At 71.3% G+C, this 25354-nt stretch carries 25 protein-coding genes and 1 riboswitch; of the genes, 14 read left to right on the top strand and 11 right to left on the bottom strand.

Annotated features, from left to right (window positions below; all coding sequences use genetic code 11):
- The first annotated feature begins 211 nt into the window (after nucleotides 1–211).
- Nucleotides 212–418: a cold-shock protein gene (locus ABH928_RS20870; protein ID WP_370068626.1), complete on the top strand. Its 207-nt coding sequence runs from the start codon at nucleotides 212–214 to the stop codon at nucleotides 416–418.
- Nucleotides 419–539: 121 nt separating this feature from the next.
- Here the strand turns inward: ABH928_RS20870 and ABH928_RS20865 are convergent, their stop codons facing one another.
- The 9 genes from ABH928_RS20865 to zapE all read right to left on the bottom strand — a co-directional run bounded on the left by ABH928_RS20865 (nucleotide 540) and on the right by zapE (nucleotide 10068).
- Entirely contained in the window at nucleotides 540–671 is a 132-nt protein-coding gene (locus tag ABH928_RS20865) for a hypothetical protein (RefSeq protein ID WP_370068624.1), read from the bottom strand.
- A 111-nt stretch (nucleotides 672–782) separates the two neighbouring features.
- The gene (locus ABH928_RS20860) at nucleotides 783–1520 is read right to left on the bottom strand and encodes an ABC transporter permease (protein WP_370068622.1); all 738 of its coding nucleotides are present in this window, start codon (nucleotides 1518–1520) and stop codon (nucleotides 783–785) included.
- Nucleotides 1517–2335 (bottom strand): ABC transporter ATP-binding protein, encoded by an 819-nt coding sequence (locus ABH928_RS20855; RefSeq protein ID WP_370068620.1) that lies wholly within the window; start codon nucleotides 2333–2335, stop codon nucleotides 1517–1519. Before ABH928_RS20855 ends, ABH928_RS20860 begins: the two co-directional genes overlap by 4 nt.
- Before the next feature lie 98 nt (nucleotides 2336–2433).
- Entirely contained in the window at nucleotides 2434–3078 is a 645-nt protein-coding gene (locus ABH928_RS20850) for a TetR family transcriptional regulator (protein ID WP_370068618.1), read from the bottom strand.
- Between the two features lie 93 nt (nucleotides 3079–3171).
- Complete coding sequence (locus ABH928_RS20845; protein ID WP_370068616.1) at nucleotides 3172–4215, bottom strand: TerC family protein; 1044 nt, start codon at nucleotides 4213–4215, stop codon at nucleotides 3172–3174.
- 231 nt (nucleotides 4216–4446) lie between these two features.
- Entirely contained in the window at nucleotides 4447–5655 is a 1209-nt protein-coding gene (locus tag ABH928_RS20840; protein ID WP_370068614.1) for a family 16 glycosylhydrolase, read from the bottom strand.
- Nucleotides 5654–5775: riboswitch (cyclic di-AMP (ydaO/yuaA leader) on the bottom strand. (Overlaps the previous gene by 2 nt.)
- 262 nt (nucleotides 5776–6037) lie before the next feature.
- Entirely contained in the window at nucleotides 6038–6616 is a 579-nt protein-coding gene (locus ABH928_RS20835) for a TerD family protein (RefSeq protein ID WP_370068612.1), read from the bottom strand.
- 166 nt (nucleotides 6617–6782) lie between these two features.
- Nucleotides 6783–8906, bottom strand: coding sequence for an excinuclease ABC subunit UvrB (uvrB, locus tag ABH928_RS20830; RefSeq protein ID WP_370068610.1), 2124 nt, complete (start codon nucleotides 8904–8906; stop codon nucleotides 6783–6785).
- Nucleotides 8907–8973: 67 nt separating this feature from the next.
- A complete protein-coding gene (gene zapE / locus ABH928_RS20825) occupies nucleotides 8974–10068 on the bottom strand; it encodes a cell division protein ZapE (protein ID WP_370068608.1) in 1095 nt (364 codons plus the stop codon).
- Nucleotides 10069–10098: 30 nt separating this feature from the next.
- Here zapE and ABH928_RS20820 point away from each other — a divergent pair, with 30 nt between their 5' ends.
- The 7 genes from ABH928_RS20820 to ABH928_RS20790 all read left to right on the top strand — a co-directional run bounded on the left by ABH928_RS20820 (nucleotide 10099) and on the right by ABH928_RS20790 (nucleotide 18365).
- Nucleotides 10099–10893: a pyrimidine reductase family protein gene (locus tag ABH928_RS20820; protein WP_370068606.1), complete on the top strand. Its 795-nt coding sequence runs from the start codon at nucleotides 10099–10101 to the stop codon at nucleotides 10891–10893.
- A 102-nt stretch (nucleotides 10894–10995) separates the two neighbouring features.
- On the top strand, nucleotides 10996–11466 hold the full coding sequence (locus ABH928_RS20815; protein ID WP_370068604.1) for an indole-3-glycerol phosphate synthase: 471 nt from the start codon (nucleotides 10996–10998) through the stop codon (nucleotides 11464–11466).
- A 352-nt stretch (nucleotides 11467–11818) separates the two neighbouring features.
- Complete coding sequence (gene murC, locus ABH928_RS20810; protein ID WP_370068602.1) at nucleotides 11819–13252, top strand: UDP-N-acetylmuramate--L-alanine ligase; 1434 nt, start codon at nucleotides 11819–11821, stop codon at nucleotides 13250–13252.
- Nucleotides 13253–13270: 18 nt separating this feature from the next.
- Nucleotides 13271–13678 carry a peptide-methionine (R)-S-oxide reductase MsrB gene (gene msrB, locus ABH928_RS20805; RefSeq protein ID WP_370068600.1) on the top strand — a complete coding sequence of 136 codons (408 nt, stop codon included), beginning with the start codon at nucleotides 13271–13273 and terminating at the stop codon, nucleotides 13676–13678.
- Between the two features lie 94 nt (nucleotides 13679–13772).
- Nucleotides 13773–16868 carry a BTAD domain-containing putative transcriptional regulator gene (locus ABH928_RS20800; protein ID WP_370068598.1) on the top strand — a complete coding sequence of 1032 codons (3096 nt, stop codon included), beginning with the start codon at nucleotides 13773–13775 and terminating at the stop codon, nucleotides 16866–16868.
- A gap of 32 nt (nucleotides 16869–16900) precedes the next feature.
- Nucleotides 16901–17167, top strand: a complete 267-nt coding sequence (locus ABH928_RS20795; RefSeq protein ID WP_370068688.1) for a tryptorubin family RiPP precursor — start codon at nucleotides 16901–16903, stop codon at nucleotides 17165–17167.
- Between the two features lie 139 nt (nucleotides 17168–17306).
- Complete coding sequence (locus ABH928_RS20790; RefSeq protein ID WP_370068596.1) at nucleotides 17307–18365, top strand: cytochrome P450; 1059 nt, start codon at nucleotides 17307–17309, stop codon at nucleotides 18363–18365.
- An 88-nt stretch (nucleotides 18366–18453) separates the two neighbouring features.
- Here ABH928_RS20790 and ABH928_RS20785 read toward each other — a convergent pair whose 3' ends face one another.
- Nucleotides 18454–19263 carry a heavy metal-binding domain-containing protein gene (locus tag ABH928_RS20785; protein WP_370068594.1) on the bottom strand — a complete coding sequence of 270 codons (810 nt, stop codon included), beginning with the start codon at nucleotides 19261–19263 and terminating at the stop codon, nucleotides 18454–18456.
- A 184-nt stretch (nucleotides 19264–19447) separates the two neighbouring features.
- Here ABH928_RS20785 and ABH928_RS20780 point away from each other — a divergent pair, with 184 nt between their 5' ends.
- Nucleotides 19448–20578, top strand: a complete 1131-nt coding sequence (locus ABH928_RS20780; RefSeq protein ID WP_370068592.1) for a TauD/TfdA family dioxygenase — start codon at nucleotides 19448–19450, stop codon at nucleotides 20576–20578.
- Nucleotide 20579: 1 nt separating this feature from the next.
- A complete protein-coding gene (locus ABH928_RS20775; protein ID WP_370068590.1) occupies nucleotides 20580–21152 on the top strand; it encodes a phosphonate degradation HD-domain oxygenase in 573 nt (190 codons plus the stop codon).
- A 6-nt stretch (nucleotides 21153–21158) separates the two neighbouring features.
- On the opposite strand, the gene ABH928_RS20770 is transcribed toward ABH928_RS20775, so the two are convergent.
- The gene (locus tag ABH928_RS20770) at nucleotides 21159–21908 is read right to left on the bottom strand and encodes a GntR family transcriptional regulator (RefSeq protein WP_370068686.1); all 750 of its coding nucleotides are present in this window, start codon (nucleotides 21906–21908) and stop codon (nucleotides 21159–21161) included.
- A gap of 141 nt (nucleotides 21909–22049) precedes the next feature.
- Here ABH928_RS20770 and ABH928_RS20765 point away from each other — a divergent pair, with 141 nt between their 5' ends.
- From ABH928_RS20765 to ABH928_RS20750, 4 genes are all read left to right on the top strand, one after another.
- Nucleotides 22050–23276, top strand: coding sequence for an ImmA/IrrE family metallo-endopeptidase (locus ABH928_RS20765; protein WP_370068588.1), 1227 nt, complete (start codon nucleotides 22050–22052; stop codon nucleotides 23274–23276).
- A complete protein-coding gene (locus ABH928_RS20760) occupies nucleotides 23273–23821 on the top strand; it encodes a hypothetical protein (RefSeq protein WP_370068586.1) in 549 nt (182 codons plus the stop codon). Before ABH928_RS20765 ends, ABH928_RS20760 begins: the two co-directional genes overlap by 4 nt.
- A 177-nt stretch (nucleotides 23822–23998) precedes the next feature.
- On the top strand, nucleotides 23999–24538 hold the full coding sequence (locus ABH928_RS20755) for a hypothetical protein (RefSeq protein WP_370068583.1): 540 nt from the start codon (nucleotides 23999–24001) through the stop codon (nucleotides 24536–24538).
- On the top strand, nucleotides 24423–25256 hold the full coding sequence (locus ABH928_RS20750; RefSeq protein WP_370068684.1) for a TIGR04222 domain-containing membrane protein: 834 nt from the start codon (nucleotides 24423–24425) through the stop codon (nucleotides 25254–25256). The genes ABH928_RS20755 and ABH928_RS20750 overlap by 116 nt, the downstream gene beginning before the upstream one ends.
- Nucleotides 25257–25354 lie beyond the last annotated feature (98 nt).

The raw sequence follows: 25354 nt of genomic DNA, 5'->3' as shown, positions 1-25354 counted from the left end.
CGCGGTACGCCACGCCGATGAGTGACGGAGTCGTCAATCCTGTAGGCTTGGGATCAGTTGCAGTCGTGGTTCCCTAAGCTTCACCGCCCGTGATCGCGATCACGGGCGTTCGTGCTTTCTGAGGTCTCTCCAGACCAGGGCGATCATTCCGGCGACATAGCGACCGCGGATTCCCGCGGTCGCTGATCAACTCTGGAACAAGGAGAAACCTATGGCCAGCGGTACTGTGAAGTGGTTCAACGCCGAGAAGGGCTTCGGCTTCATCGAGCAGGACGGCGGCGGCGCCGACGTCTTCGCGCACTACTCGAACATCAACTCTCAGGGCTTCCGCGAGCTCTTCGAGGGCCAGAAGGTCGAGTTCGACGTCACCCAGGGCCAGAAGGGCCCGCAGGCGGAGAACATCACCATCGTCGCCTGATCTCAGTCCGATCGCGGTTCGTCCGCATCGTGAGACAGAAGCGGTAAAGGGGCGCCCCGTCCGGTTCGACCGGACGGGGCGCTCGCGCGTTCCGGACTCTCCGCGAGCCCCCGGAACCCGCCTATGCGGCGTTCCGCCGACGACGGGGCCGACCCTCGTCGGGGAACTTGAACCCACCCATCAGGAAGGCCAGCAGGCCCGCGCAGATGACGATCACTGCGATGGAGAAACCGAACATCGCCAGGATCATCATGGTGTGCCCCTTTCCTCGCCTCACCCGACCCTAGAACAATTCGGTCATGCCTGCGATTCAAGTGCATTCCGGGCGCGTCGCAGCCTGCCGTGCCCCAGGCTCTGGTGCGCCTCAGGCCGTGCGGCGGCGCAGGGTTGCTGCTCCGAGGGCGAGCGCCAGCAGCGTGCAGCCCAGCACCACGCCCAGATCGACCGCCACACCTCCGCCGAAGCCGGACTGGTGGGTCAGCTTGTCCATCGCGTCCACCGCGTAGGAGAGCGGCAGCACGTCGGAGATCCAGCGCAGCAGCGTCCCCATCTCGGCGCGGGGCGTGAAGAGACCGCAGAGCAGCAACTGCGGTAGCAGGAAGGCCGGCATGAACTGGACGGCCTGGAACTCGGTCGCCGCGAACGCCGAGACGAAGAGGCCGAGTGCCATGCCCAGCACCCCGTCGGCCACCGCCACAGCCAGCAGCGCCCAGCTCGGCCCGGCGATGTCCAGCCCGAGCAGACCCACCGTCAACCCGAAGGCCAGCACGCCCTGCACCAGCGCGACCAGCCCGAAGGCGAGCGCGTAGCCGAGCAGCAGGTCGAGCTTGCCCAGCGGCATCGTCAGCAGCCGCTCCAGCGTCCCGCTGGTCCGCTCGCGGAGCGTGGCCACGGCGGTGACCAGGAACATCACGATCATCGGGAAGATGCCCAGCATGGGTGCCCCGATGCTGTCGAAGACCTGCGGGGAGCCGTCGAAGACGTACTTGAGCAGCAGGATCAGCACGCACGGGACGACCAGCAGCATGGCCACGGTCCGCGGGTCGTTGCGAAGTTGCAGCAGCACCCGGCGGGCGGTGGCGAGAGTCCGGCGGAGGTTCATCGGGACTCCTGAGCATCGGTCCGGCGCGGAGCTTCGACATCGGGGCGGCGTGGAACGTCAGCGTCGGTGCGACCTGGGGCTTCGCGGTCGAAGCCGGAGACGAGCTTGAGGAACGCCGTCTCGACGTCCGGTGCGCCGGTCGCCGCGAGGAGGCCGGTCGGCGTGTCGTCGGCCAACATCCGGCCGTCGCGCATCAGCAGCAACCGGGTGCAACGGGCGGCCTCGTCCATGACGTGGCTGGAGACCAGCAGCGTGACGCCGTCGGCCGCGAGCCGGTGGAACAGCTGCCACAGGTCCTGGCGCAGCACCGGGTCCAGGCCGACCGTGGGCTCGTCCAGGACCAGCAGCCGGGGCGATCCGAGCAGCGCCGCCGCCAGCGAGACCCGCGCACGCTGACCGCCGGAGAGCTGTCCGACCAGGTCCTTCTCCCGCCCGGCCAGGCCGACCTGCTCCAGCACCCGCGCCGGATCGGTCCTGGGCGCGCCGAGCACCTCGGCGAAGTAGCGGAGGTTGGCCCCGATGCCGAGGTCGGCGTAGACGGACGGGGCCTGGGTGACGTAGCCGACGCGGTCGCGCAGCTCGGGGCTTCCGGCGGGGCGGCCGAGCACCGTGACCTCTCCGGCCGCGGTCTTCTGCACGCCGACGACCGAGCGCAGCAACGTCGTCTTGCCGCAGCCGCTCGGGCCGAGCAGGCCGGTCACCGAGCCCGTCGCGACGGTGAGGTCGAGCCCGTGCAGCACGGGGCGTCCGCCGCGGACCACGCTGAGGCCGCGGACCTCGACGGCTGCTCCGGCCGCGGCGCTAGAATTCATCATGTGATGAGTTTTGCTCCGCGCAGCGCCACCCGTCAAGCACCCGAACAGACCGAAACCCGGCCCGAGCTCTCCCTGGCGCTCCCAGGCTCACCCCTGACTCACCCCGCGAGATACCGCTGGATCGTCGGCGCCAGCAGGGACACCAACTCCTCCGGGCCCACCGAGGCGATCGGCTCTGCGGCGACGATGTAGCGGACCATCGCCAGGCCGATGATCTGCGAGATCACCAGCTCGACCCGCAGCTCCGGCCGGTCGACGGCAAGGCCCTCCGCCAACCTGCCGACCAGCTCGCGGACCATGAAGTCGCGCAGCAGTTCGGCGATGGCCTCGCTGGCGACGACCGTCCGCACCACGGCCATCAGGCGATTCAGCACCTCCGGCTGCTCCCACAGCGCCACGACGAAGCGTGCGACCCGCTCCCCCACCTGCGCCCGGTCGCCGTCCAGGATCACCGCCGCCACGGTGGCCGGGTCGATCGGGAAGTCCAGTGCGGCCAGGAAGAGTTGCTCCTTGCTGCCGAAGTAGTGGTGCAGCAGCGCCGGATCGACCCCGGCCACCCGGGCGATGCCGCGCATGCTCGCCTTCTCGTAGCCGCGCGCGGCGAACTCGGCGCGAGCAGCGTCCAGCACCACGCCACGGGTGTCGGCGCCGCCGGGCCTGCGCCCGGTGCGTTTGGCGGCCGCCTTTCCGGCGGCCTGGGTTCCGGCCCGCTCTTCGGACGACGGCGGCTGAGCGTCACTCATGTCTCCATCCTCGCCGACGGACGCCGAATGTTCTTTCACGCAGGGGCCATGACGCCGCAACAGAACAGGTTCAGAAGCCGCTGCGGGTGCACCTCACCGGGCGGACGCCTCCTCGGCGGACGCGGCACGCTCGGGCTGCTTCCGCGAAGCCCGCAGCGAGGTGACGGTGGTGACGGCGAGCACCACGACGATGAACCCGAGCGAGAGCGGGGTGCTGATCTCCGGCACCCCGTGCGCGCCCGCCTCGTGCAGGGCGTGGAGCAGCAGCTTGACGCCGATGAAGCCGAGGATCACCGACAGGCCGTAGGAGAGGTGGACCAGTCGCGTGAGCAGGCCGCCGATCAGGAAGTAGAGCTGGCGCAGGCCCATCAGCGCGAAGGCGTTGGCGGCAAAGACGATGTACGGGTCCTGCGTCAGCCCGAAGATCGCGGGGATCGAGTCCATCGCGAAGAGCACGTCGGTGCTGCCGATGGCGAGGATCACCACCAGCATCGGGGTGATCAGCCGCCGGCCGCCCTCGACGACGACCAGCCGCGTGCCGCGGTAGCCGTCGGTGGACGGGAATCGGCGCTCGACGTCCCGCAGGAAGCGGTTCTCCCGGTACTCCTCGCCGTCGTCGGCGGTCATGCCGGTGTCGGCGGTCATGCCGGTGCCGGCAGCGGGGCCGGTGGCGTGTCCTGCCCTGGCCTCCTTGATCAGCTTCCAGGCCGTCCAGATCAGGAACGCGCCGAAGAGGAAGAAGACCCAGGAGAAGCTGTCGATCACGGCCGCGCCGGCCGCGATGAAGACCGTGCGCAGCACCAGCGCGATCAGCACGCCCACCATCAGCACCCGCTGCTGGAGCTCGGCCGGGACGGCGAACTTCGCCATGATCAGCACGAAGACGAAGAGGTTGTCGACGCTGAGCGACTTCTCGGTGATGTAGCCGGCGAAGAACTGACCGGCTGCGGCTCCGCCCGAGTGCCACCAGAGGAAGCCGCCGAAGAGAGCGGCGAGGACGACCCAGACCACGGTCCAGATCCCGGCCTCGCGCAGCGAGACCTCATGGGGCTTGCGACCGCCGACGAGGAAGTCGGCGGCGATGAGGACGACGAGTACGGCGATGGTGACGGCCCACAGGGCCACGGACACGTCCATGGACGGGTTGCTCCTCCGGCAGGCGACAGCTGTTGTCTGCCGGAGGTCTCCTCCGCCCCACCGTCGATGTCGGTGTGGGCCGACGACCCCGGTCGGTGCTGGGCACCGACGTGCTGACGGGGACGTCGTTTCAGGGAGTACTCCCCTCCGCTTCCTGCCGAGGCTAACAGCAGCCCCGGCAGGAAAACGTAAGGAATCGCGCGAGTGCGGCGCTAGCGGCGCTCGCGGCGCTCAGTTGTAGACGCGGACGTAGTCCACGGAGAAGCTGATCGGCTCGGTGCCGCTCGGGGCCGGGTGGTACTGGCCCGCGGAGAGCGACAGGTTGAGGATCAGGTAGGCGGACCAGTTGGCGCCCACGCCCGTGTTGTCGGAGTAGACCTTCACGCCGTTGATGTACCAGTCGACGGAGTTGGCACCGTACTTGGTGCCGATGGTGACCCACTGGCCGGGCTTGATCGCGTTCGCGTCGGTGTAGTAGTCGTGCGCGGCGTTGACGTGGTTGGAGAGCTCGAGCAGGTTCGGGTTGTCCGGGTGGTACTCGAACGAGTCGATCTCGCCGTTGCCGTTCTTCCAGGTCCAGAGCGCGGGCCAGGCGCCCTGCTGGGTGGGGAGCTTGACGCGGGCCTCGATGTAGTCGCCGGTCTTGACCTGGAATCCCTCCTGCGAGCCCTCGGTGGTGAGCAGACCGGTGGTCCAGGCCTGCCGGCCGTTCTCCAGGGTGTGCGAGCTCGGCTGGGCGGTGAAGGTGGCGACGCCGCCCGCAACCGCGACGTCGTTCGGGTCGAGCCAGTCCAGCTTGTTGTCGCTGGGGTTGTGGTCGCCGTACTGGTAGGACGAGGTCGTGGTGCCGACCCAGCGCTGGCCCCAGGTGATCGGGTTGTTGAACTCCTCGTCCCAGACCGGGGTGGTGGAGGTGGCGACACCGGCGGGCAGGCTGCTGCTCGGAGCAGGCGTCGACGGAGCCGAAGTGGGTGCCGGGCTGGGCGTCGACGCGGACGTCGGCTTCGGGGCCGGGGCCGGGGTGCCCGTGGTGGCGGCGGAGCCGACGGCCAGCGTCTTGGCCGCCAGGTTGTGCCAGCCTGCGGCGTCCAGGTAGGCGCCCATCATCGTGTAGCGGCCCGGCGCGAAGGTGCGGCTGCCGGCGTGGAAGGTGAGCCCGGTCGGGCAGATCCGCGCGTTGCTGTCCCACTGCGGGAAGTCGACGTTGTTGCCGGACGCGTCACGGACGGCGACGCCGAGGCTCCGTACGGTGGTGCAGGCGGTGGAGCGGACCGTGAGCGTGACGTTGGCGGTGTTCCCGCTGGTGGTCGCGGTCAGGCCGGTCTCGCTGACGCTCGGCGTGGCCGCCTGGGCCTGGGTCGCCACGGCGCCGCCGAGCAGCAGGGCGGGCGCGGCCGTGAAGGCCAGTATTCGGGCAGGGGTGGACAGGGTGGATCGCATGGCGCCTCTCCGACGCCTGCGAGGTGAGCTGTCGGGTTCGGGCCGGAAGGCTGGCCCGGCCGCGCGGCGGCGGCTTCACCCCGAGCCCCGACCGGTCCCGCGCGTGGGCGCAGGGCAGAGCGGGGCGCTTACCTGGTTCCCCCGCTCCGGCCCGTGGTACTCGTGCGATCCGGCGTCGACGGGCAGGACAAGGCGTACCGGCGCACGGTGCCCGTCTGTGGCGACGGACTCGGGCAGGTTAGGCAGATGAGGTCGGCGCGCCCCAAGCCCTCGAAGGGTATTGAGGGCTATCTCACAGATCCTTTACACGACGCAGAAGGCCCTGCTCAGAGCCTGCTCAGGCGCTGCCAAGGCCCTGCCGAGGCCATTGAGCCGACCCTGCTCAGAGCGCCTGCTCGATCGCCGGGAGCATCTCCTGGAAGGTGCGGCCCTGTGCCGGGATGCCGATCGCCGCCATCTGCCAGCTGCCGCCCGCGTCCCGGTAGACCTTGGCCATCACCTGGCCGGTGTGCGGGCCGCCGCCGCTGAGCGTGAAGCGGGCCAGCTCGTCGCCGGTGGCCTCGTCGACCAGGCGGCAGTGGGCGCGCTGCACCTCCTGGAAGCTCTGGCCGTTGTAGGAGTTGACGGTGAAGACGATCTGGGTGATCCGGTCGGGGACCCGGCGCAGGTCGACCAGGATCGACTCGTCGTCCTCCCCGCCCTTGCCGCCGACCAGGTTGTCGCCGGTGTGGCGCACCGAGCCGTCGTTGCTCACCAGGTGCTGGAAGAAGACCACGTCGGCCAGCGAGCCCTGGGAGTAGAGCACCGCCGAGGCGTCCAGGTCGATCTCGCGGCGGCGGGTGCCGAACAGGCCCTTGCGCGGCGCCGCCTGCCACCCCAGGCCCATCCGCACCAGGGACAGCATGCCCCCGTCGTCCTTCTCCAGACTTACGCTCTGACCCTTGCTCAGATTCACCGACACGGCACGCCCCTCCCGAACTCGTTCGCGAACCGCAGCCTCGGTACCGGCGCCCGTCCGGCTCCGACGCAGCCCTCACTGCACCATACGACCCGGACGGGCCTGCGGGTTCCCCGGGAGTGCCGACGATCACTCAAGCGGTGCACTCGGGCGCACTCAAGCGGTGCACTCAGGCGAGGCCGGCTTCGCGCATCTGGCGCAACTCCTTCTTCAGTTCGTTCACCTCGTCGCGGAGCCGCGCGGCGACCTCGAACTGCAGCTCGGCCGCGGCGGCGTGCATCCGGTCGGTCAGCTCGCCGATCAGCTCGGCCAGTTCGGCGGCGGGCAGGCTCTTGGCGTCCTTCTTTCCCGCGGCGGCTGCGGCCTTGGCGCCGAGCGCCGGGACCGGGGCCTTCTGACCGCGCCCGCCGCCACCGCCGCCCTGGCGGTAACCGGTGCTGAGCAGCTCGGCGGTGTCCATGTCCTCGCGGGCGAGCGAGTCGAGGATGTCGCCGATCTTCTTGCGCAGCGGCTGCGGGTCGATGCCGTGGTCGCGGTTGTAGGCCTGCTGGATCTCGCGACGACGGTTAGTCTCGTCGATGGCCCGCTCCATCGCCGGGGTGATCCGGTCCGCGTACATGTGGACCTGGCCGGAGACGTTACGGGCGGCACGGCCGATCGTCTGGATCAGCGAGGTGGGCGACCGCAGGAAGCCCTCCTTGTCGGCGTCCAGGATCGCCACCAGCGAGACCTCGGGCAGGTCGAGGCCCTCACGGAGCAGGTTGATGCCGACCAGCACGTCGTACTCGCCGGCCCGCAGCTGGCGCAGCAGCTCGACGCGGCGCAGCGTGTCGATGTCGCTGTGCAGGTACCGGACCCGGATGCCGAGTTCGAGCATGTAGTCGGTGAGGTCCTCGGACATCTTCTTGGTCAGCGTGGTGACCAGGACGCGCTCGTCCTTCTCTGTGCGCAGCCGGATCTCGTGGACCAGGTCGTCGATCTGACCCTCCGTCGGCTTGACCACGACCTCCGGGTCGATCAGGCCGGTGGGACGGATGATCTGCTCGACCTGGCTGTCGGAGCGGGAGAGCTCGTAGGCGCCCGGGGTGGCCGACAGGTAGACCGTCTGACCGATCCGCTCGACGAACTCCTCCCACTTGAGCGGGCGGTTGTCCATGGCCGAGGGCAGCCGGAAGCCGTGCTCCACCAGCGCCCGCTTGCGCGAGGCATCACCCTCGTACATCGCGCCGATCTGCGGCACAGTGACGTGCGACTCGTCGATGACCAGGAGGAAGTCCTCCGGGAAGAAGTCCATCAGGGTGTTGGGCGCACTGCCGGGGTCGCGGCCGTCGATGTGCCGGGAGTAGTTCTCGATGCCGGAGCAGGTGCCGATCTGACGCATCATCTCGATGTCGTAGGTCGTGCGCATGCGCAGCCGCTGGGCCTCCAGGAGCTTGCCCTGCTTCTCCATCGTGGCGAGGGTCTGCTCCAACTCGGCCTCGATGCCGGCGATGGCGTGCTCCATCCGCTCCGGGCCGGCCACGTAGTGGGACGCGGGGAAGACGTGAAGCGACTGGTCCTCGCTGATGACCTCGCCGGTGAGCGGGTGGAGCGTGCTCAGCGCCTCGATCTCGTCGCCGAACATCTCGATCCGGACCGCGAGCTCCTCGTAGACCGGGAAGATCTCGATGGTGTCGCCGCGCACCCGGAAGGTGCCGCGGGTGAAGGCGAGGTCGTTCCGGTTGTACTGGATGTCGACGAAGCGGCGCAGCAGCGCGTCCCGGTCGATCTCGTCGCCGACCTTGAGCTGGACCATCCGGTCCACGTACTCCTGCGGCGTACCCAGGCCGTAGATGCAGGAGACGGAGGCGACGACGATCACGTCGCGCCGGGTCAGCAGCGAGTTGGTCGCCGAGTGGCGCAGCCGCTCGACCTCCTCGTTGATCGAGGAGTCCTTCTCGATGTAGGTGTCCGTCTGCGCGATGTACGCCTCGGGCTGGTAGTAGTCGTAGTACGAGACGAAGTACTCGACGGCGTTGTTCGGCAGCAGCTCGCGGAACTCGTTGGCCAGCTGGGCGGCCAGCGTCTTGTTCGGCGCCATGACCAGCGTCGGGCGCTGCAGCTTCTCGATCATCCACGCCGTGGTGGCGGACTTGCCCGTGCCGGTGGCGCCGAGCAGGACCACGTCCTTCTCACCCGCACGGACGCGACGCTCCAGCTCCGCGATGGCGGCGGGCTGGTCGCCGTTGGGCTGGTAGGGACTGACGACCTCGAAAGGCGCCACGGACCGCTGAAGATCGGTGATGGGTCTCACGCGACCAACCGTACGACCCCCCACTGACAAACCCGTCACGTAAGCGGAGAACGCCCCCCGGTCCGGCTCAGGCGGTCGCCGCTATCTGCTTGCTGTCGCGGGCCAGCGCGACGAGGCGGGATATCGCGCGGAAGTACTTCTTCTTGTACCCCCCGGCCAGCATCTCGTCGCTGAATATGGAGTCGAAGCCCGCGCCGGAGGCGACGATCGGCAGTTCGCGGTCGTACATCCGGTCCGCGAGGACCACGAGGCGCAGCGCCGTGCTCTGGTCCGCGACCGGGGTGACGCCGCGCAGGAAGACGGCGTCCACGCCGTCCAGCAGGGCGCCGTAGCGGCTGGGGTGGACCTCGGAGAGGTGGTTGAGGAGCGCGTCGAAGTCGTCCAGGGACGCCCCCTCGCCGTAGGACGCGGCGAGCTGCGCGACCTCGGCGTCGACGTACGGGGGCGGCGCCTCGGGGAGGCCGCGGTGGCGGTAGTCCTGGCCGTCGATGCGGACGCTGCGGAAGCGCGAGGCCAGGCCCTGGATCTCGCGCATGAAGTCGGACGCCGCGAAACGGCCCTCACCCAGCTTGCCCGGGAGGGTGTTGGAGGTGGCGGCCAGCTTCACGCCCGCCTCGGCGAGGCGGGTCAGCAGGCTGGAGACCAGGACGGTGTCGCCCGGGTCGTCGAGCTCGAACTCGTCGATGCACAGCAGGGTGTGCCCAGACAGCGCCTGGACCGCCTGCTGGAAGCCGAGCGCACCGACCAGGTTGGTCAGCTCGACGAAGGTGCCGAAGGCCTTGGGGCCGGGCGTGGCGTGCCAGAGCGAGGCGAGCAGGTGGGTCTTGCCGACGCCGTAGCCGCCGTCGAGGTAGACGCCGCCTGGACCGGCCGGGGTCGCGGGCTGCGTCGAACGGCCGAACCAGCGCTTCCTGGGCGCGGGCACGGTGCCGCGCGCGGCCAGGCCGGACGCGAACGCCTCCAGGATCCGTACGGCCTCGCTCTGGCTCGGCTGCTGCGGGTCCGGGATGTACGTGGCGAAGCGCGCTCCCTGGAAGCGCGGCGGCGGGACCATCTCGGCGATCAGCCGCTCGGCTGCGACAACGGGCCGGCGCTCGGACAGGGCTATAGGCGACACGAGTCCCAAGGGTACGGTCCGCGGGGGCGTGGAAGACTGCCCCATGTGCGCAGACTGCTTCCTCACGCCCCTGATGTGACCGACCTCACCCCGCAGACCCCCACGGGCGCGGGGAGCGGCGCGGGGACCGCGGACGTCGAGTGGAGCCTTGACGAGCTGGCCGCCGCCTACGCGTATCCCACCGAGGTCGTGGACGCGGGACGGCCGTGGTTGCGCGGCAACATGGTCAGCAGCCTGGACGGCGCGGCCCGGCTGGACGGCCTGTCGGAGGGGCTCTCCTCGGCCGCGGACAAGCGGATCTTCGGCGTCCTGCGGGCGCTGTCCGACGTGGTGCTGGTCGGCGCGCAGACCGTGCGGGCGGAGGGCTACCGTCCGGCCCGTGCGCGGGAGCACTTCGCGGCCGAGCGCGCGGCGCGCGGGCAGAACCCCGCGCCGGTGATCGCCGTCGTCACGGCGAGCCTGGACCTGGACTTCTCGCTGCCCCTGTTCACCGAGCCGGTGGTGCGGACGATCGTGGTCACCGCCGAGCGTGCCCCGGCGGACCGCTTGGTAAAGGCGCGTCAGGTCGCCGACGTCGTCCTGGCGGGCGAGCAGGAGGTCGACATGGCCCGTGCCGCGACGGCCCTGGCGGAGCGGGGACTGCTGCGACAGCTGACCGAGGGCGGGCCGCGCCTGCTCGGGCAACTGGCCGAAGCCGGGCGGCTGGATGAGCTCTGCCTCACCCTGGCACCCCTGATCGCGGCCGGCGACGCGCCGCGGATCGCCCACGGGGCGACCTCCGTGGCACAGCACATGGAGCTGCTCGGCCTGCTGGAGGAGAAAGGTTTCCTCTTTGCTCGCTACGCCCGTAGCGTGAAGATTGCGCAATAACGGAGCAAGAGACTCCACTTATTGCGAGAGGATGCACGACGGGTCTGAACCACGGGTTCGACGAGATCGAGAACGATGGCCGGGACAACCGAAAGGAAGCACGTGTTCACCACCGTACTGTTGATCGAGAGGGCCCTCTCCGATGCCGACGCCGACATGGTGACCACCCTGCACGGCGAGGAGCCCGTCTCGTTCCACGTCGTCATGCAGCCGCGCGGCAAGCAGGACGAACTGCTGCGCGCGATTGACGACGTCGCCTTCGGTTATCTGGAGCAGGCCGCGAAGGAGCGGGACGAGCCGCACGGCCAGGACGCGCTGACCGCCGCCGACACCGCCCTCCAGCACACCCTGCGGCTGCTGCGCGAGCACGGCGCGGGGCGCGCCGAGGGCGCGGTGGTGGACCACAACCCGCTGGACGGCCTGAAGGACCTGGTCAAGGAGGTCCAGGCGGACGAGGTCATCGTGCTGGCCGCTCCGCACTGGGTCGAGGGCCTGTTCCACCGCGACTGGGCCTCGCAGGCTCGGCACAAGGTGGGGGTCCCGGTACTGCAGCTCTTCGCGCAGCAGAGCTGACCCCCGGCGCGGGGGACTTCTGCAGGCGAGGTGCCATGCACCTCAAGGGCGCGGGGAACTGCGCGAACAACCCCTGATGAGCGGATGGCCGGAGCGTTCGGGACTCCACCTCGCAGGGTGGTTTCTCGCGCAGTTCCTCGCGCCCCTGGTAGTGCAACCAGGCGCGAGAGCAGAAGCACCGGCTTGTCGGGCCCACGCGGCGGCGCCGCAGATCAGCAGAGCTCGCGCCCCCGGATAGTGCAACTCATTGCCGGAGCGCATGCCTGCGACGGGCGGTGAGCCGGATGCGGCAGAATCGAGGCGACCGCACGCCCGGCCCGTCGGGCCGGCACGACCCTCGGAGCCCGACACCATGACCGCCGCCCCGGCAGCCACGTCAGCAACGTCCGCGCCTCTGTCCGCCCCGCACTTCATCGGCATCGGGGGCGCCGGCATGTCCGGGCTCGCCAAGATCCTGGCGCTGCGCGGCGCCCAGGTCTCCGGCAGCGACGCCAAGGAGTCCACGGTCGTCCTCGCCCTGCGTCAGCTGGGCGCGGAGGTCCACGTCGGCCACGCCGCCGAGCACGTCCCGGCGGAGGCCAGCTGCATCGTCGTCTCCAGCGCGATCCGCGAGGACAACCCGGAGATCGTCGAGGCGCGGCGACGTGACCTGCCGATCATCCACCGCTCCGACGCGCTGGCCGCGTTGATGGCGGGCCGCCGGGCGCTGGCCGTCGCGGGCACGCACGGCAAGACCACCACGACGAGCATGCTGGCGGTCAGCCTGACCGCGCTCGGCGTGGACCCGTCCTTCGCCATCGGCGGCGACCTCAACGAGCCGGGCAGCAACGCCCACCACGGCACCGGCGAGATCTTCGTCGCCGAGGCGGACGAGAGCGACCGCAGCTTCCAGAAGTACACGCCCGAGGTCGCCATCGTCCTCAACGTGGAGCTGGACCACCACGCCAACTACGCGTCCATGGACGAGATCTACGAGTCCTTCGAGGCCTTCGCCGACCGGATCACGCCCGGCGGTGCGCTGGTCGTCGACATCGACCACGCGGGTGCGGCCGAGCTGGCCTCCCGGGTCGCCGGACGGCAGTTCGAGATTGTCACCGTCGGCGAGGGCGAGCGCGCCGACGTGCGGATCCTGAGGATCGTGCCGCGCGGCATGACCAGCGAGGTGACCGTCGCCCTGCCGGGTGGCGAGGGGCAGACCCGCGAGGAACTGACCTTCACCGTCAACGTCCCCGGCCGCCACTACGCGCACAACGCCGTGGCCGCGCTGGCGGCGGGCGTGAAGCTCGGCATCCCGGCGGCACAGCTGGCCCCGGCGCTCAGCAGCTACCAGGGCGTACGGCGTCGGCTGCAGCTCAAGGGCGAGTCCGCGGGCGTCCAGGTGATCGACTCCTACGCGCACCACCCGACCGAGATCGCCGCCGACCTGCAGGCCATCCGCGGGGCGGCGGGCGAGGGGCGCGTGGTCGTGGTCTTCCAGCCGCACCTCTTCAGCCGCACCCGGGAGCTGGGCCTGGAGATGGGCGAGGCGCTCGCCCTGGCCGACCAGGTCCTGGTGCTGGACATCTACCCGGCGCGCGAGGACCCGATCCCGGGCATCACCAGCGAGATCGTCATCGAGTCGGCCCGCGCCAAGGGCACCGACGTCCAGGGCGTCCACTCGCTGGCGGCCGTTCCGGAGCTGGTCGCGGGAATCGCGAAGCCCGGTGATCTCGTTCTCACCATGGGCGCCGGGGACGTCACCTTCCTCGGCCCGGAGATCCTCTCCCGCCTGGACACCCTCGGCTGACCGAAGGAGCGCGCGATCATGGCCTACGACATCGAGAAGACGGACGCCGAGTGGCGTGAGGAGCTGACGCCCGCCGAGTACGCGGTGCTGCGTGAGGCGGGCACCGAGCGCCCCTTCGTCGGCGAGTACACCGACACCAAGACGGAGGGCGTCTACTCCTGCCGCGCCTGCGGCAACGAGCTGTTCACCTCGGGCACCAAGTTCGAGTCACACTGCGGCTGGCCGAGCTTCTACGACCCGCGCGACTCGTCAGCGGTGGAGCTGATCGAGGACCGCACGCACGGCATGGCTCGGGTCGAGGTGCGCTGTGCCAAGTGCGGCTCGCACCTGGGCCACGTCTTCGAGGGCGAGGGCTACCCGACGCCGACCGACCAGCGCTACTGCATCAACAGCATCTCGCTGCGACTGCGCGCTGCCGGGGAGTAGTTGGCCGAAATCCAGTAAGGAAACCTGATCAGACCTCGACTAGCCTGGCTCCCTGCTCACCCGCACAACTTGCAGAGAACGGGTAGACGAGGTCGTGCCTGCCATCGAGTTCCAGGTGCTCGGTCCGATGCGGGGCCGACGCGGCTCCTCGGCATTGGCGATGGGCACGCCGCAGCAGCAGGCGATGCTGGCCACCCTGCTGCTGCGTCCCGGCCGTTCGGCCGGGACGGACGAGCTGATCGAGGCGTTGTGGGGCGACCGCTCGCCCTGCCGGGCCAGGTCGATCCTGCGCACCTACGCCTGGCGCTGGCGCAAGGCGCTACGCTGCGACAGCGCCGCTGACGGCGGCCCGGGGATCCTGCTCTCGGTCTCCGGCGGCTACCGGGTGGACCTGCCGGACCAGGCCGTCGACGCCGCGCAGGCGGAACTGCTGGCCGCACGCGCCGAACAGGCGCGGGCCGCCGAGCGCCTCCACGAAGCGGCGGACCTGCTGCGCGAGGCGGTCGCGCTGTGGCAGGGCGAGCCGTTGGCCGGCGTCCCCGGCCCCTTCGCCGAGCGGCAGCGGCACCGCTACGCCGAGCTGCGGCTGAGCCTGGTCGAGCAGCGGATCGGGCTGGACGTGACGCTGGGACGCGCAGCCGCGTGCATACCCGAGTTGACCGCGCTGACCGCCGAACACCCGCTGCGCGAACGCCTGCACGGGCTGCTGATGCAGGCGTTGACCCAGGTCGGCCGCCAGAGCGACGCGCTGACGCTCTATCAGGACGTGCGCCGTCGCCTGGCCCGGGAGTTGGGGGTCGATCCGGGCCATGAACTGACCTCCGTCCACGCTGCCGTCCTGGAGGGCGGTGGTCCGGCTACCGCGGCCGCAGCCGCACCGCAGAGGCCGCGCGAGGTGGTGCCTCCGGCCGCGACCGCCGAGCCCGGCGCGCGGCCCGAGGGCGTACTCCGGTCCGAAGGGGCGTTCCGGGCCGAGGGGGCCTTCCGGGCCGAACGCAGGTCCCCGCCCGTACCGGCACAACTGCCGCCGCAGGAGCCGGACTTCGTCGGGCGCACCAGGCTGGTCGAGGACCTCTGCGCGGCGTTGGCCGGGCCGGAGCGGACCGCGCCGCCGGTGCTGGCGCTGTCCGGGATGGGCGGCGTCGGCAAGACCGCACTGGCGCTGCACCTCGCCCACCGCAGCCGTCCGGCCTTCCCCGACGGCCAGCTCTACGTCGATCTGCGCGGCAACACCGGTCGCGCCGCCGACCCGGAGGAGGTTCTCGGCGGCTTCCTCTGCGCCCTGGGCCTGGCTCCGGAGGAGGTACCGGACGGAGTCACGGCCCGATCGGCGCTGTTCCGGTCGACGGCGGACGGGCGTCGGCTGCTGATCGTGCTCGACAACGCGGCGGGGGCGGCCCAGGTCCGCCCGCTGCTGCCGGGGGCTGCCGCCTGCGCGGTGGTGCTGACCAGCAGGATGCGACTGGCCGGTCTGCCCATCACCGCCCAACCGGACCTCGGCGGCTTCGAGCCTGCCGAGGCGCTGCGCCTACTGCGGTCCGTGACCGGCGAGGCACGCGTCGACGCCGAACGCGAGGCGGCGGTCGAGCTGGTCCAGGCCTGCGGCCGACTGCCGCTGGCGGTGCGCATCGTGGCCACCCGCCTGGCTGCGCGGCCGTCCTGGACGCTGCGGGCCCTGGTCGGGCGGCTGACGGACGAGCGACGCCGGATCGACGAACTGCGGATCGGCGAGCTGGCGGTCGCGGCGGCCTTCGAACTCGGCTACGGCCAGCTCACGGAGGCGCAGGCGGAGGCGTTCCGTCTGCTCGGAGCCGTCGACGCGGCCGAGTTGGGGCTGGCCTCGGCCGCGGCCCTGCTGGACACCGACCCGACCCGCGCCGAGGAGTTGCTGGAGTCCCTGGTCGACATCGCGATGCTGGAGTCGCCCGCCGAGAACCGCTACCGGCACCACGGCCTGCTCCGCGACTTCGCCCGCCGCGTCTCGCTGCGCACCGCGCCCGGCGAGGAGCGGGCGGCGCGAGCGCGGCTGCTGGACTTCCTGCTGGCCGGGGCGTGTTCCGCGTTCGAGCGGGCGGTTCCCGGCGACTGTGTCCGGGACGCACTGGGGCCGTTGCCGTTGCCGGGTCCCGACTTCCCCAGCGCGGCAGCGGCCCGTAACTGGGCGCGGACGGAGGGTCCGGGCGCGGTGGACCTGGCCGCCCGGATCGCACGGGAGTCGCTCGACGAGAGCAACGAGCGCGACGGGCACGCCCAGCCCGACGAGCGCGTCGGTAGCGCGGAGCGCGACGGGAGAACGGAGCAGGGCGGGCACGCGGAGCAGAGCGGCAGCGGCCCCGGCTATGCGGCGCTGCTCCCCCGAGCCGTCAACCTGCTCATCGCGCTCAGCCCGTTCGGCCCCGGACCCCGGCGTCGCCAACTCGTGGAGACCGTCGACGCGCTGGCCCGCGCCGCAGCCCGGCACGGGGACCGGCACACGGAGGGGCGGGCCCGGTTCCTCGCGGGCAACATCGCGGTGGGTGCGGGCCGTTGGGCCTCAGCGGAGCCGGAGACGCTGCGCGCGGTGGAGCTGTGCCAGGAGGACGGCGATCTGGTGATCCTGCGTCAGGCGCTCAACGACCTCGGCGCGATCGCCCATGCGCAGGGCCGGGACGAGGAGGCCGTGCTGCGGTTCGGCGAGGCCGTGGCGCTGGCCCGCGTCCTCGGTCACCGCAGTGGGGAGACCGCCTCCCTGCTGAACGCCGCCGTGTCACGGATCAGCACGGGCCGCGCCGAGGAGGTGCTGGAGCAGTGCCGTCCGCTGCTGGCCCGGCTCCGGACGGAGGGGGACTGCGCAGGCACCGCGCACACCTTCTTCGTCCTCGGCCTCGCCCATGACGCGCTGGACCACCCCGCCGAGGCCGTCGCACACCTGACCGCGGCGGCGGAGGCGTGGACCGTGGCCGCCCTGCCCGGCCGCGCCGCGCACGCCCACCACCGGCTCGCCGTACTCCTGCATCGGGCCGGCGAGTCGGACCGGGCGCGCGTCCATGCCGAGGCAGCGCTCGACGAGTTCGAGAACTCCGGCAGCGCGGCCGACCGCCACAGCGCCCGACGGCTGCTCGACCGCACGTGCGCGGCAGTCGCTCCGGCGCTCTCCCCGGCACTCGTTCCGACCGAGCCGTTCACCGGGGACCGGCGCCGCCTCCGGTGACGATCGTGTTCCAGTCCTGCGTGCCGACGCTCATGGCGCTCATGGCGTGCTGTTCCTCCCGTAGCGGTGCACGTGAGCATGCCGGAGCGGAGTCTACGTCCCGTCTATGCGCGCGTAGATCCGACCTTGATCCCCGTCAGGCAGCCTGTGTCCCTGTCAGGCACACGCCGCCACAAGCGGATTGTGCATCACCCCGTTTCCACAGAAAGGGGACAGAGATGAAGGTCCTGTTCGCCGTTCGCAACGCCGTCTTCGCCCAGAAGAGCCTGAAGGCCAACGCCTGGTACCTGTGGTACTGAGCCGACGGACCCCATCCCCGCGCCCTGCGGGGTGATGCACCACCGGGCCCGCGTCCGGCACCGCCGTTCCCACGGCGTGCCGGGCGTGGGCTCTGCCCTTCGGCCGAACTCCCGAACTCCCGGCCCCCGGAGACGCGTGATGCCCGCTGCCCGCACCCTGACCACCGGCCGGACCACGGTCCTCTCGCCGCGCCTGGCCGCCCTGCTCGACAACCACCTCGGGCAGGACGCCTTCCGCCTGGAACCCGACACCATGGGGGTCGCCGGCCACGAGCTGACGGACCGGATCCTCGCGGCCCGGCGTGCCACCGAGACCGAGCGCCCGACCTTCAAGCCGCTGCACGGCCGGTCCATCTCCCGACCCGAGGCGTCCTCGGTGACCCAGACCGTCGGTCGCGACGTGCGCCGAGCCCTGGAACACCCGATCCCGGCGGGCGCGGACCTCTCCGGCCCGTGGCCGCTCACCGGCCACATGCTGCTGCGCGACCTGGTCCTCGGTGGCGACCCGCGTCGGCTCACCATGCTGATGAGCCGCAACCTGGAACTGACGCCGGTCCTGACCTGGACCGTGATCGCCGCCGGTGCGGCGCTGCCGATCCGCCTCCGGGCCACTGCGGCGTCCAGCAACCTCGCCGAGCTGACCGCGCAGGCGGGCGGCTACCAGGACCGGCGCCACGCGATGGGCATCTACCGGCGGGCCGCCGCGCCCGTCTGCTTCACCGTCTCCACGCTGGTGGCCAACGCGCTCTGGCTGGGCGCGCCCTTCGACGAGAGGGTCTCGAACCGCAACATCGTCCTGGAGTCGCTGCGCCTGCTGCCGCCGTCCTGGAACATCCTGCGCCGCTCCTCGCCCGAGTATCCGGAGATCGATCCCCGGATCGGCCCGGCGGACGACGTGCTGGTGCTCCCTCTGCTCTCGCACCGCGACCCGGCGCTGTGGGAGGACCCGGACGAGTTCCGTCCGGAGCGCTGGGACGACCTCGATCCCGACCACACGCCCGGCTACCTGCCCTTCGGCCACGTCTCCGAACGCTGCTGGGGACGGCACATGGTGATGCCGCTGGCGGAACTGCTGCTCGACCGGCTCCGTGCGGACGGGCTGACCGTCGACCCGGACCAGCGCCGCGCCAAGGTGCCGCTGCTCGGCCTGCTGGGGGTCGAGGAGGTCCGGGTCACCCGGGTACGCAAGGCGCTGTGACGGTCGGCTGCCCTCCCGGATCAGGGATCAGGGATCCGGGAGGGCGGCCGACGGGTGTACAGCCCCGTGGTTGACGGTTGACGCTTCGTCAGCGGCTGAGCGGCATCGTCATCGTCGGCTTGACCGGCGTGACGTCCGGCCGGACCCGGCTGACCGCCGTACCCATCGAGAAGAACTCGATCGCGTGCTCGCCCCAGTAGCGGTGGTCGTTGACGAAAGTGCCGACGATGCCGTCGGAGCCGAGCTGCTGGCCCTCGTACTGCATCCGCGCCATCGCCAGCTCGCGGGCATCGTAGAGGGCCTGGGTGAACTGCGGCAGTTCCGCGTTCTGGCCCACCTGCGACAGCAGCTGACGCATCGTCTGATGTGCGACGTGGTAGACGCAGTTGCCCAGCACCAGTCGACGCGGCAGCCAGCCGTGCTGCCAGAGCGTCCAGAAGTCCTGCCCGGTGAGGTTCGTGGTGAACGGCTTGCCGTTCGGCGCACGGTAGTTGGTTCCGTCGGTGGCCTTGACGGCGGTGCCGGTGGCGAAGAACTCGACGACGTCCGACATGAAGGCGTAGTTCACCGGCCGCAGTGTCACGCCGATGACGCCGTCCGCGCCGAGCTCGGCGGCCTCCGCCTCCATCCGGCTCATGGCCAGCTCGCGGACGTTGTACATCGCCTGGGTGAGTATGCCCAGCTCCTGGCTGGTCTTCCAACCGCCGTACTGGACACCGACGTGGTAGACGCTGGTGCCCATCACCATGCCGAGCGGCTCGAAGCCCGACTCGGTGACCAGGACGAACTCGTTGACCGACAGGTCCGAGGTGAAGCAGGGACGCCCCTGTCGCGACCCGTCCAGACGACCGCGCGCGATCTCGTTGAGCTGAACCTGCTGGTAGCCGGGCGTGCTCATGTGGTTCCCCTGCCTTCCCCGTGGATAAGTCCGGTCCGTCCGCAGCGCGACGGGCCGGCCCGACCCTACCCCGCGTGGCTGAACACCGGTCATTCAGCCTCCGTTCACCTGGAGCCCTCTTGGCGACCGCGGAGGGCATGGGTCAAAGTTGGCTATACAACTTTTGGAGAGAGGTCGAAATCGAATGACCACCACGGAGACGGCCGCCGCAGGCACGGGCCGAGCTCACGCACCGCGGCCCGCCGGCCTGTCGGCGATGTGGCTGCGCGACAACTGCGGCTGCGCCGAATGCCGCGACCCCGGGACGGGCCAGAAGCTGTTCCAGATCACCGAGGTGCCGCAGGCTCTGGCGCTCGCCGCGGCCGAGCGGCGTTCCGAGGCCGGACGCGACGGCTGGGACGTCGTCTGGTCCCCGGACGGCCACCGCTCGCGCTACGACGCCGACTGGCTCGCCGCCGCGGCCGAGCCCGACCCGCGCGCCGAGGACGGCAAGGAGCTGTGGCTGCGCGCCGAAACGCTGAACGGACGCCTCCCGGAGGCGTCCTGGGACGCGTTCATGGGAAGCGACGAGGAGCGCCGGCGGATGCTGGGCGCCGTCCACCGCCTGGGCTTCTGCCTGCTGCGGGATGTGCCGCTGCGCGACGGCCAGGTGCAGGAAGCCGCCCGCGCGTTCGGCTTCGTCCGGGAGACCAACTACGGCCTGCAGTTCGAGGTCCGGGTTGAGGAGCAACCCAACAACCTCGCCTTCACGAACGTCGCGATCACCCCGCACACCGACAACCCCTACCGCGACCCGGTGCCGACCCTGCAGTTGCTGCACTGCCTGGTCAACAACGCGCTGGGCGGTGACTCCGGCCTGGTCGACGGCTTCGCCGTCGCCTCGCAACTGCGCGAGGAGGACCCCGAGGCGTTCGCCGTACTGACCACCACCCCGGTCGAGTTCGCCTTCCGGGACGCGGTGACGGAGCTGAGCGCGCGCCGACCGCTGATCGACCTGGACGCCGAGGGCCGGATCCGCGAAGTGCGCTTCAACAACCGCTCGCTCGGCACGCTCCGACTCCCCAAGGAGCGGACCGACGCCTTCTACCGGGCCTACCGCGCCTTCGCCGAGCTGCTGCTGGCACCGGAGGCGCAGCTGGAGTTCCGGCTCGAGCCCGGCGACTGCCTGATCTTCGACAACACCCGTCTGCTGCACGCCCGCACGGCGTTCGAGCGCGGTGGTGCCCGGCATCTCCAGGGCTGTTACGCGGATCTGGATGCCCTGCTGAGCACGGTGGCGCTGCTGGGCCGCACGCGTCCCAGTGAGGAGAACTGAAATGACGCCCGATCAGATCGTGACCGCCATCGGCGAACTGTTCGCCGGCGAGGGTGCGGCGGACTACCTCGGCGAGCACGTCACCCAGGCCGAGCACATGCTCCAGGCAGCCGCTCTGGCCGAAGCCGAGGGGGCCCAGCCCGCGCTGGTCGCCGCCGCCCTGCTGCACGACGTCGGTCACTTCCGCGGCGCGATCCACGGCCGCGAACTGATGGCCGGGACCGCCGACAACCGCCACAGCCACCAGGGCGCGGACTGGCTCGCCCCCTGGTTCGGTCCGGCGGTGACGGAGCCGGTCCGCCTCCACGTCGCGGCCAAGCGCTACCTGTGCGCGGTCGAGCCCGCGTACTTCGACAGGCTCTCCGAGGCGTCCGTCCACACGCTCTCGCTCCAGGGCGGCCCGATGGACCCGGACGAGGCGGCGGCGTTCGCCCAACTTCCGCACGCCGAAGCAGCAGTACGGCTCCGCCGTTGGGACGACGACGCCAAGGACCCGGACGCGGTCACGCCGCCCTTCGCCCATTTCCGGGACCTGCTGGTCGAGTTGGCCTCCGCACCGGCGCAGGCCCGCTGACCACCCTCAGCTCCCCGCCTCCCGCAGGCGCGCGAGCGTCGTCGCGGCAAGGGAGTTGTGGACGGTGAAGGCGACCGTTCCGGGCAGGTAACGGTCCTCGGACCACTCGATGGGGAGGCCCGTCGGATCCGTCGTCCGGCGGCGCTCGCGGAGCAGCGGCGCGCCGGGCTCGCAGCCGAGCAGGGCGGCGTCGTCCGCGTCCGCGAGGGTCAGGTCGATGGTGTGGTCGGCGTCGGCCAGAACCAGGCCGTTGGACTCGAGTAGTTCGGTGACCGAGACGGCGTCGCCCGGCATCTCCGCGACCAGCGCGCCGATCGGCTCGCCGTAGACGGTCCGTTCGACCATCACCGGGCGGCCGCCGAGCGTGCGGCAGCGGCGCACGGACAGCACCCGGTCGCCCTCGGTCAGCCGCAGTTGCGCCGCCTCCGTCGCGTCGGCCTCGCGCCACTGCAGGGCGACCACCGACCCGCCCGGCTCCTCGCCGAGCGAGCGGGCCCAACGCGTGAAGCTGAGCAGTTCGGTGAAGCTCTGCAGACGCGGCTGCTCCAGCACCACACGGCGGGTGCCCCGACGGGAGGTCACCACGCCCTCGGTGCGCAGCAGCGCCAGCGCCTGGCGGACGGTGCCGCGTGAGACGCCATGGGCGGCCGCCAGGGCCTCCTCGCTGGGCAGACGTCCGCCCGCGCCGTACTCGCCGCTCAGCACGCCCGCACGCACGGCCGCCGCCAGTTCCCGGTACCTCGCCGGCTTCGCCATCGCCACGCCCTGATCCTTTCACGCCGAGCGGCAGCGCCTGCGCGCCTTGCTCTCCCGTGTCCTGCGCCTTCCTGTGCCCTGCGCCTTCCTGTGTCCTGCGCGTCCATTGCGATTCTCGCAAGCAGGTCGTACCGTGGGCCCATGGACGAATCCGTCTCCGGGCGGGTACGCACGGTGATCACGGCGGCGCGGATGAGCCACGCCGCCTTCGCCGCACGCGTAGGGATCACGCCCGACAAGCTCTCCAAATCCCTCAACGGCATCCGCCGCTTCAGCTCCACCGACCTCGCGCTCATCGCGGAGGCCGGATCGGTCACCGTGGACTGGCTGCTGACTGGCCGTCAGTTGAGCCGGGCCGGCGTGGCCGGACGCGGGGACGCCGCCGCGCACAGCAGCAGCCTGAGCGACATCGCCGAGCGATTCACGGCCGCCTACGAGGTCCTCGAACTCCTCGGCCGCGCACCGGAGATGCCCACGCTGCCGGAGGTGGGCCCGGGCGACCCGGACGAACAGGGCGAGCAACTCGCCGCCACCGTACGCGCCTGGTTGGGGCAGACCCTGGGCCCTGGCGAGCCGCTCGCCACCGATCCGGCGCTGCTGCCCACCGGCGAGCTCCTCTCCGTCATCGAGCGGGCGTTCGGCGTGGACTTCGCCGTCGTCGAACTCCCGGGCCCGGTCGACGGGTTCTCCTGGCAGCAGGAGGGCGGCCCACGCCTCGCCCTGGCCCGCAGGGACGACCGCTGGACCCGGCAGCGGTTCACCCTCGCCCACGAACTCGGCCATCTCCTCGCCGGGGACGCGGCCGAGCCGCGCACCGAGTCCCCGGTCGCGCCGGGCCACCAGGCCGAGCCCGACGAGGTCCGCGCCAACGCCTTCGCGGCCGCGCTGCTCATGCCGGAGGCCGACATCCGCCGGGCTGCGGCCCAGTCGGGGCCCGAATCCGCGGCCAAGTCCGGCGCCGACTTCAGTGTCGACTTCGATGTCGACTTCAATGTCGAATTCGCCGAGCTGGTGGTGAGGTTCCGGGTCTCCCCCAGCGCGCTCGCGGCCCGGCTGCGGCGACTCGGCCTGATCGACGCGTCCCAGCAGACACGGCTCCGGCGCCGGACGACTGCGGAGTGCCATCTCGCGGTCGGGGCCATGGACGCCTACCTGCGCGAGGCGGCCCTCGCCGAGGCGGAACGCCCACCGGCACGGCTGGCCGAGGGCCTCTACCTGGCGTTCCGGTCCGGGGAGACGACCCTCCGTCCGCTCGCCGCACTCCTCGGCGTCGAGCCGAAGGAGTTGGAGGACGACCTGCTGCAGGACGACCGACCGCAGGACGGCGCCGTCGAGCGGGACGGCGGGGAGCTGGTCTACCAGCCATGACCGAGTGGTGGTTCCCCGACAACACCGTCCTGTGCAACTTCGCCGCCGTGGACCGGGTCGCGTTACTCGAGAAGGTGCTCGACGGCCGGGGTCGCTGGTCCGAGGCGGTCGCCCGGGAGGCCCGGCTCTCCACCCGGCATCTGCCGCCCCTCGCCGGACTGGCCGAACGCGGCAGCCTCGGCGAACCGGTGGAGATCAGCGACCCCGACGAACGCACCGAGGTCGAACGCCTGCGCCGCGCGGTCTTCGGCGGCGACCGCCGCCGCCCGACCCAACACCTGGGCGAGGCCGAGACGCTGACCCTGATCACCCGCCGCCGAGATTTCCGCCACGCCGTCTGGATCTCCGACGACCGCGACGCCGCCCGCTACGCTCGTAGGCGCGGGATCACCACCCTGGAGACCTTCGACCTGGTCCGCGCCGCGGTCAGGGAGCAGCTCGTCGACGCCGCCGAGGGCCATGGCTTGCTGCTGCGGATGACCGGGGCCGGACGCCGCCTGCATCGCATCAGTGCAGGCCCCGAGGATCTGCTCGGCCCACGGTGATCGTCGGCCGAGACGGCCGCGATCAGGGCGACCCGCGAGGCAAGCCCGTGAAAGCTCAAATCTAGCTCTGAGAATCGCGCCGCCGTCTTCCTTGGCTCGCAGCCAGCCGACATGCTCTCCCCATGGAGCCAGGTGCGGGGGACCTGGCTCCTCCCATTCCTGGGAAGGGGTGTCCTGATGAGCCTCGGTCCTTTCTTCGATCCGTTCGTCGATCCGTTCTTTCTGGCGTCCGCCACGGCGGTCGGTCTCGCCGGTGCACGGGTGCTCTGGACATCCCTGCGCACCGCGCCGAGGCAGCGCGCGGTACGCGGCGCGATCCGACTGCTGCTCGGCGCGCTGTTCTTCGCTCTCGCTCTGGCGACAGTGGCGACCTTCCGCTGGTCGGACGCGACGATCACCGGGAGCGCGACGCCCTCGGGCGCCTCCGCACCGTTCTGGCCGCCGCCGCTGCTGGCCTTCCTGTCACTCGCTGCGACGGCTCTGCCGGTCCTGGTCATCGGCCTGCGCCGGCGGAGCGACCGCCGATCACGGTTGGATATCCGTCCGCACACGGATCTTGAGCGGCGGTCAGGAGTGAGGTTGGTTATGCCTCATGGCGTACGTGTTCCTGATCCCCGCGTGCCTGCTGGCGATGCTCTCCGCGCTGAGACTGTGCCGCCTGGTCGCGACGATCGACCCAGCGGTCAACGGCACGTCCACGCCGGGCGGGTCGCCTGAGACCGGCTCCGAGGAGCTGTCCGACGACGAGCACGCGCCGGACCTCTTCGACGCGGCGTACCTGGCCGGCGGCCCCGAGCGGGTGGTCGAGCTGACCCTGGTCCGCATGGTGGCCAAGGGCGTGCTCCACCTCGCCCACACCGGCTGGACCTCCGTGGCCCGCCCCCACCCGCAGAACGAGCTGGAGGCGGCGGTCCTCACCGCGATCGGCCCCGAAGGCCAGTGCCGCACCGACGAGTTGCGCCGCGAGGTCGCCCACGGCGCGGCGGTACGCGAGATCGCCGACCGGCTCACCCGCCGGGGCCTCGCGGTCGCCCCCGGCACACGGGACACCCTGGCGCAGGCCGTCACGGGCGTGCGGTGGTCCCTGGTGGCCACCCTCGGCCTCTTCGCCGCCGCGCTGGGCGCCGCGGGCGCGCGTGACCTCACCGGCGCGAGGATCGGCCTTGCCGCGTTGGCGGCGTGGTTCACCCTGCCGCTGGTGCTGAGCGCAGGCACCCTGCTGATGGCCCGCATCGAGGTCTACCCGGTCACCCCCTGGGCCGCTCCCCCGGGCCAGGACCTCCTCCGCGGCCTGCGCGCGGGCACGCGCCGTGCCCGCGCCCACCGCGCACACTCCCGCAGCGCGGACCAGACCCTCGCCCTGATCCTCCGCGGCCCCAACGCGCTGCGCGAGCCGTACCTCCGCGCAGCCCTCAAGCCCTCCCGAGCGCTGTAGGGACGGCAGACGGGGCGTTGCAACACGTCGGGGGCGCGGGGCTCCGCTTGATCAACTGCGCACGCGTCAAACCACCCACGCAGTTGGTCAAGCAGGGC

The organism is Streptacidiphilus sp. MAP5-3 (assembly GCF_041262505.1).
In the GTDB taxonomy this organism is placed as follows: Bacteria; Actinomycetota; Actinomycetes; order Streptomycetales; family Streptomycetaceae; genus Streptacidiphilus.
This window is presented reverse-complemented; position numbering and strand designations above follow the sequence as displayed.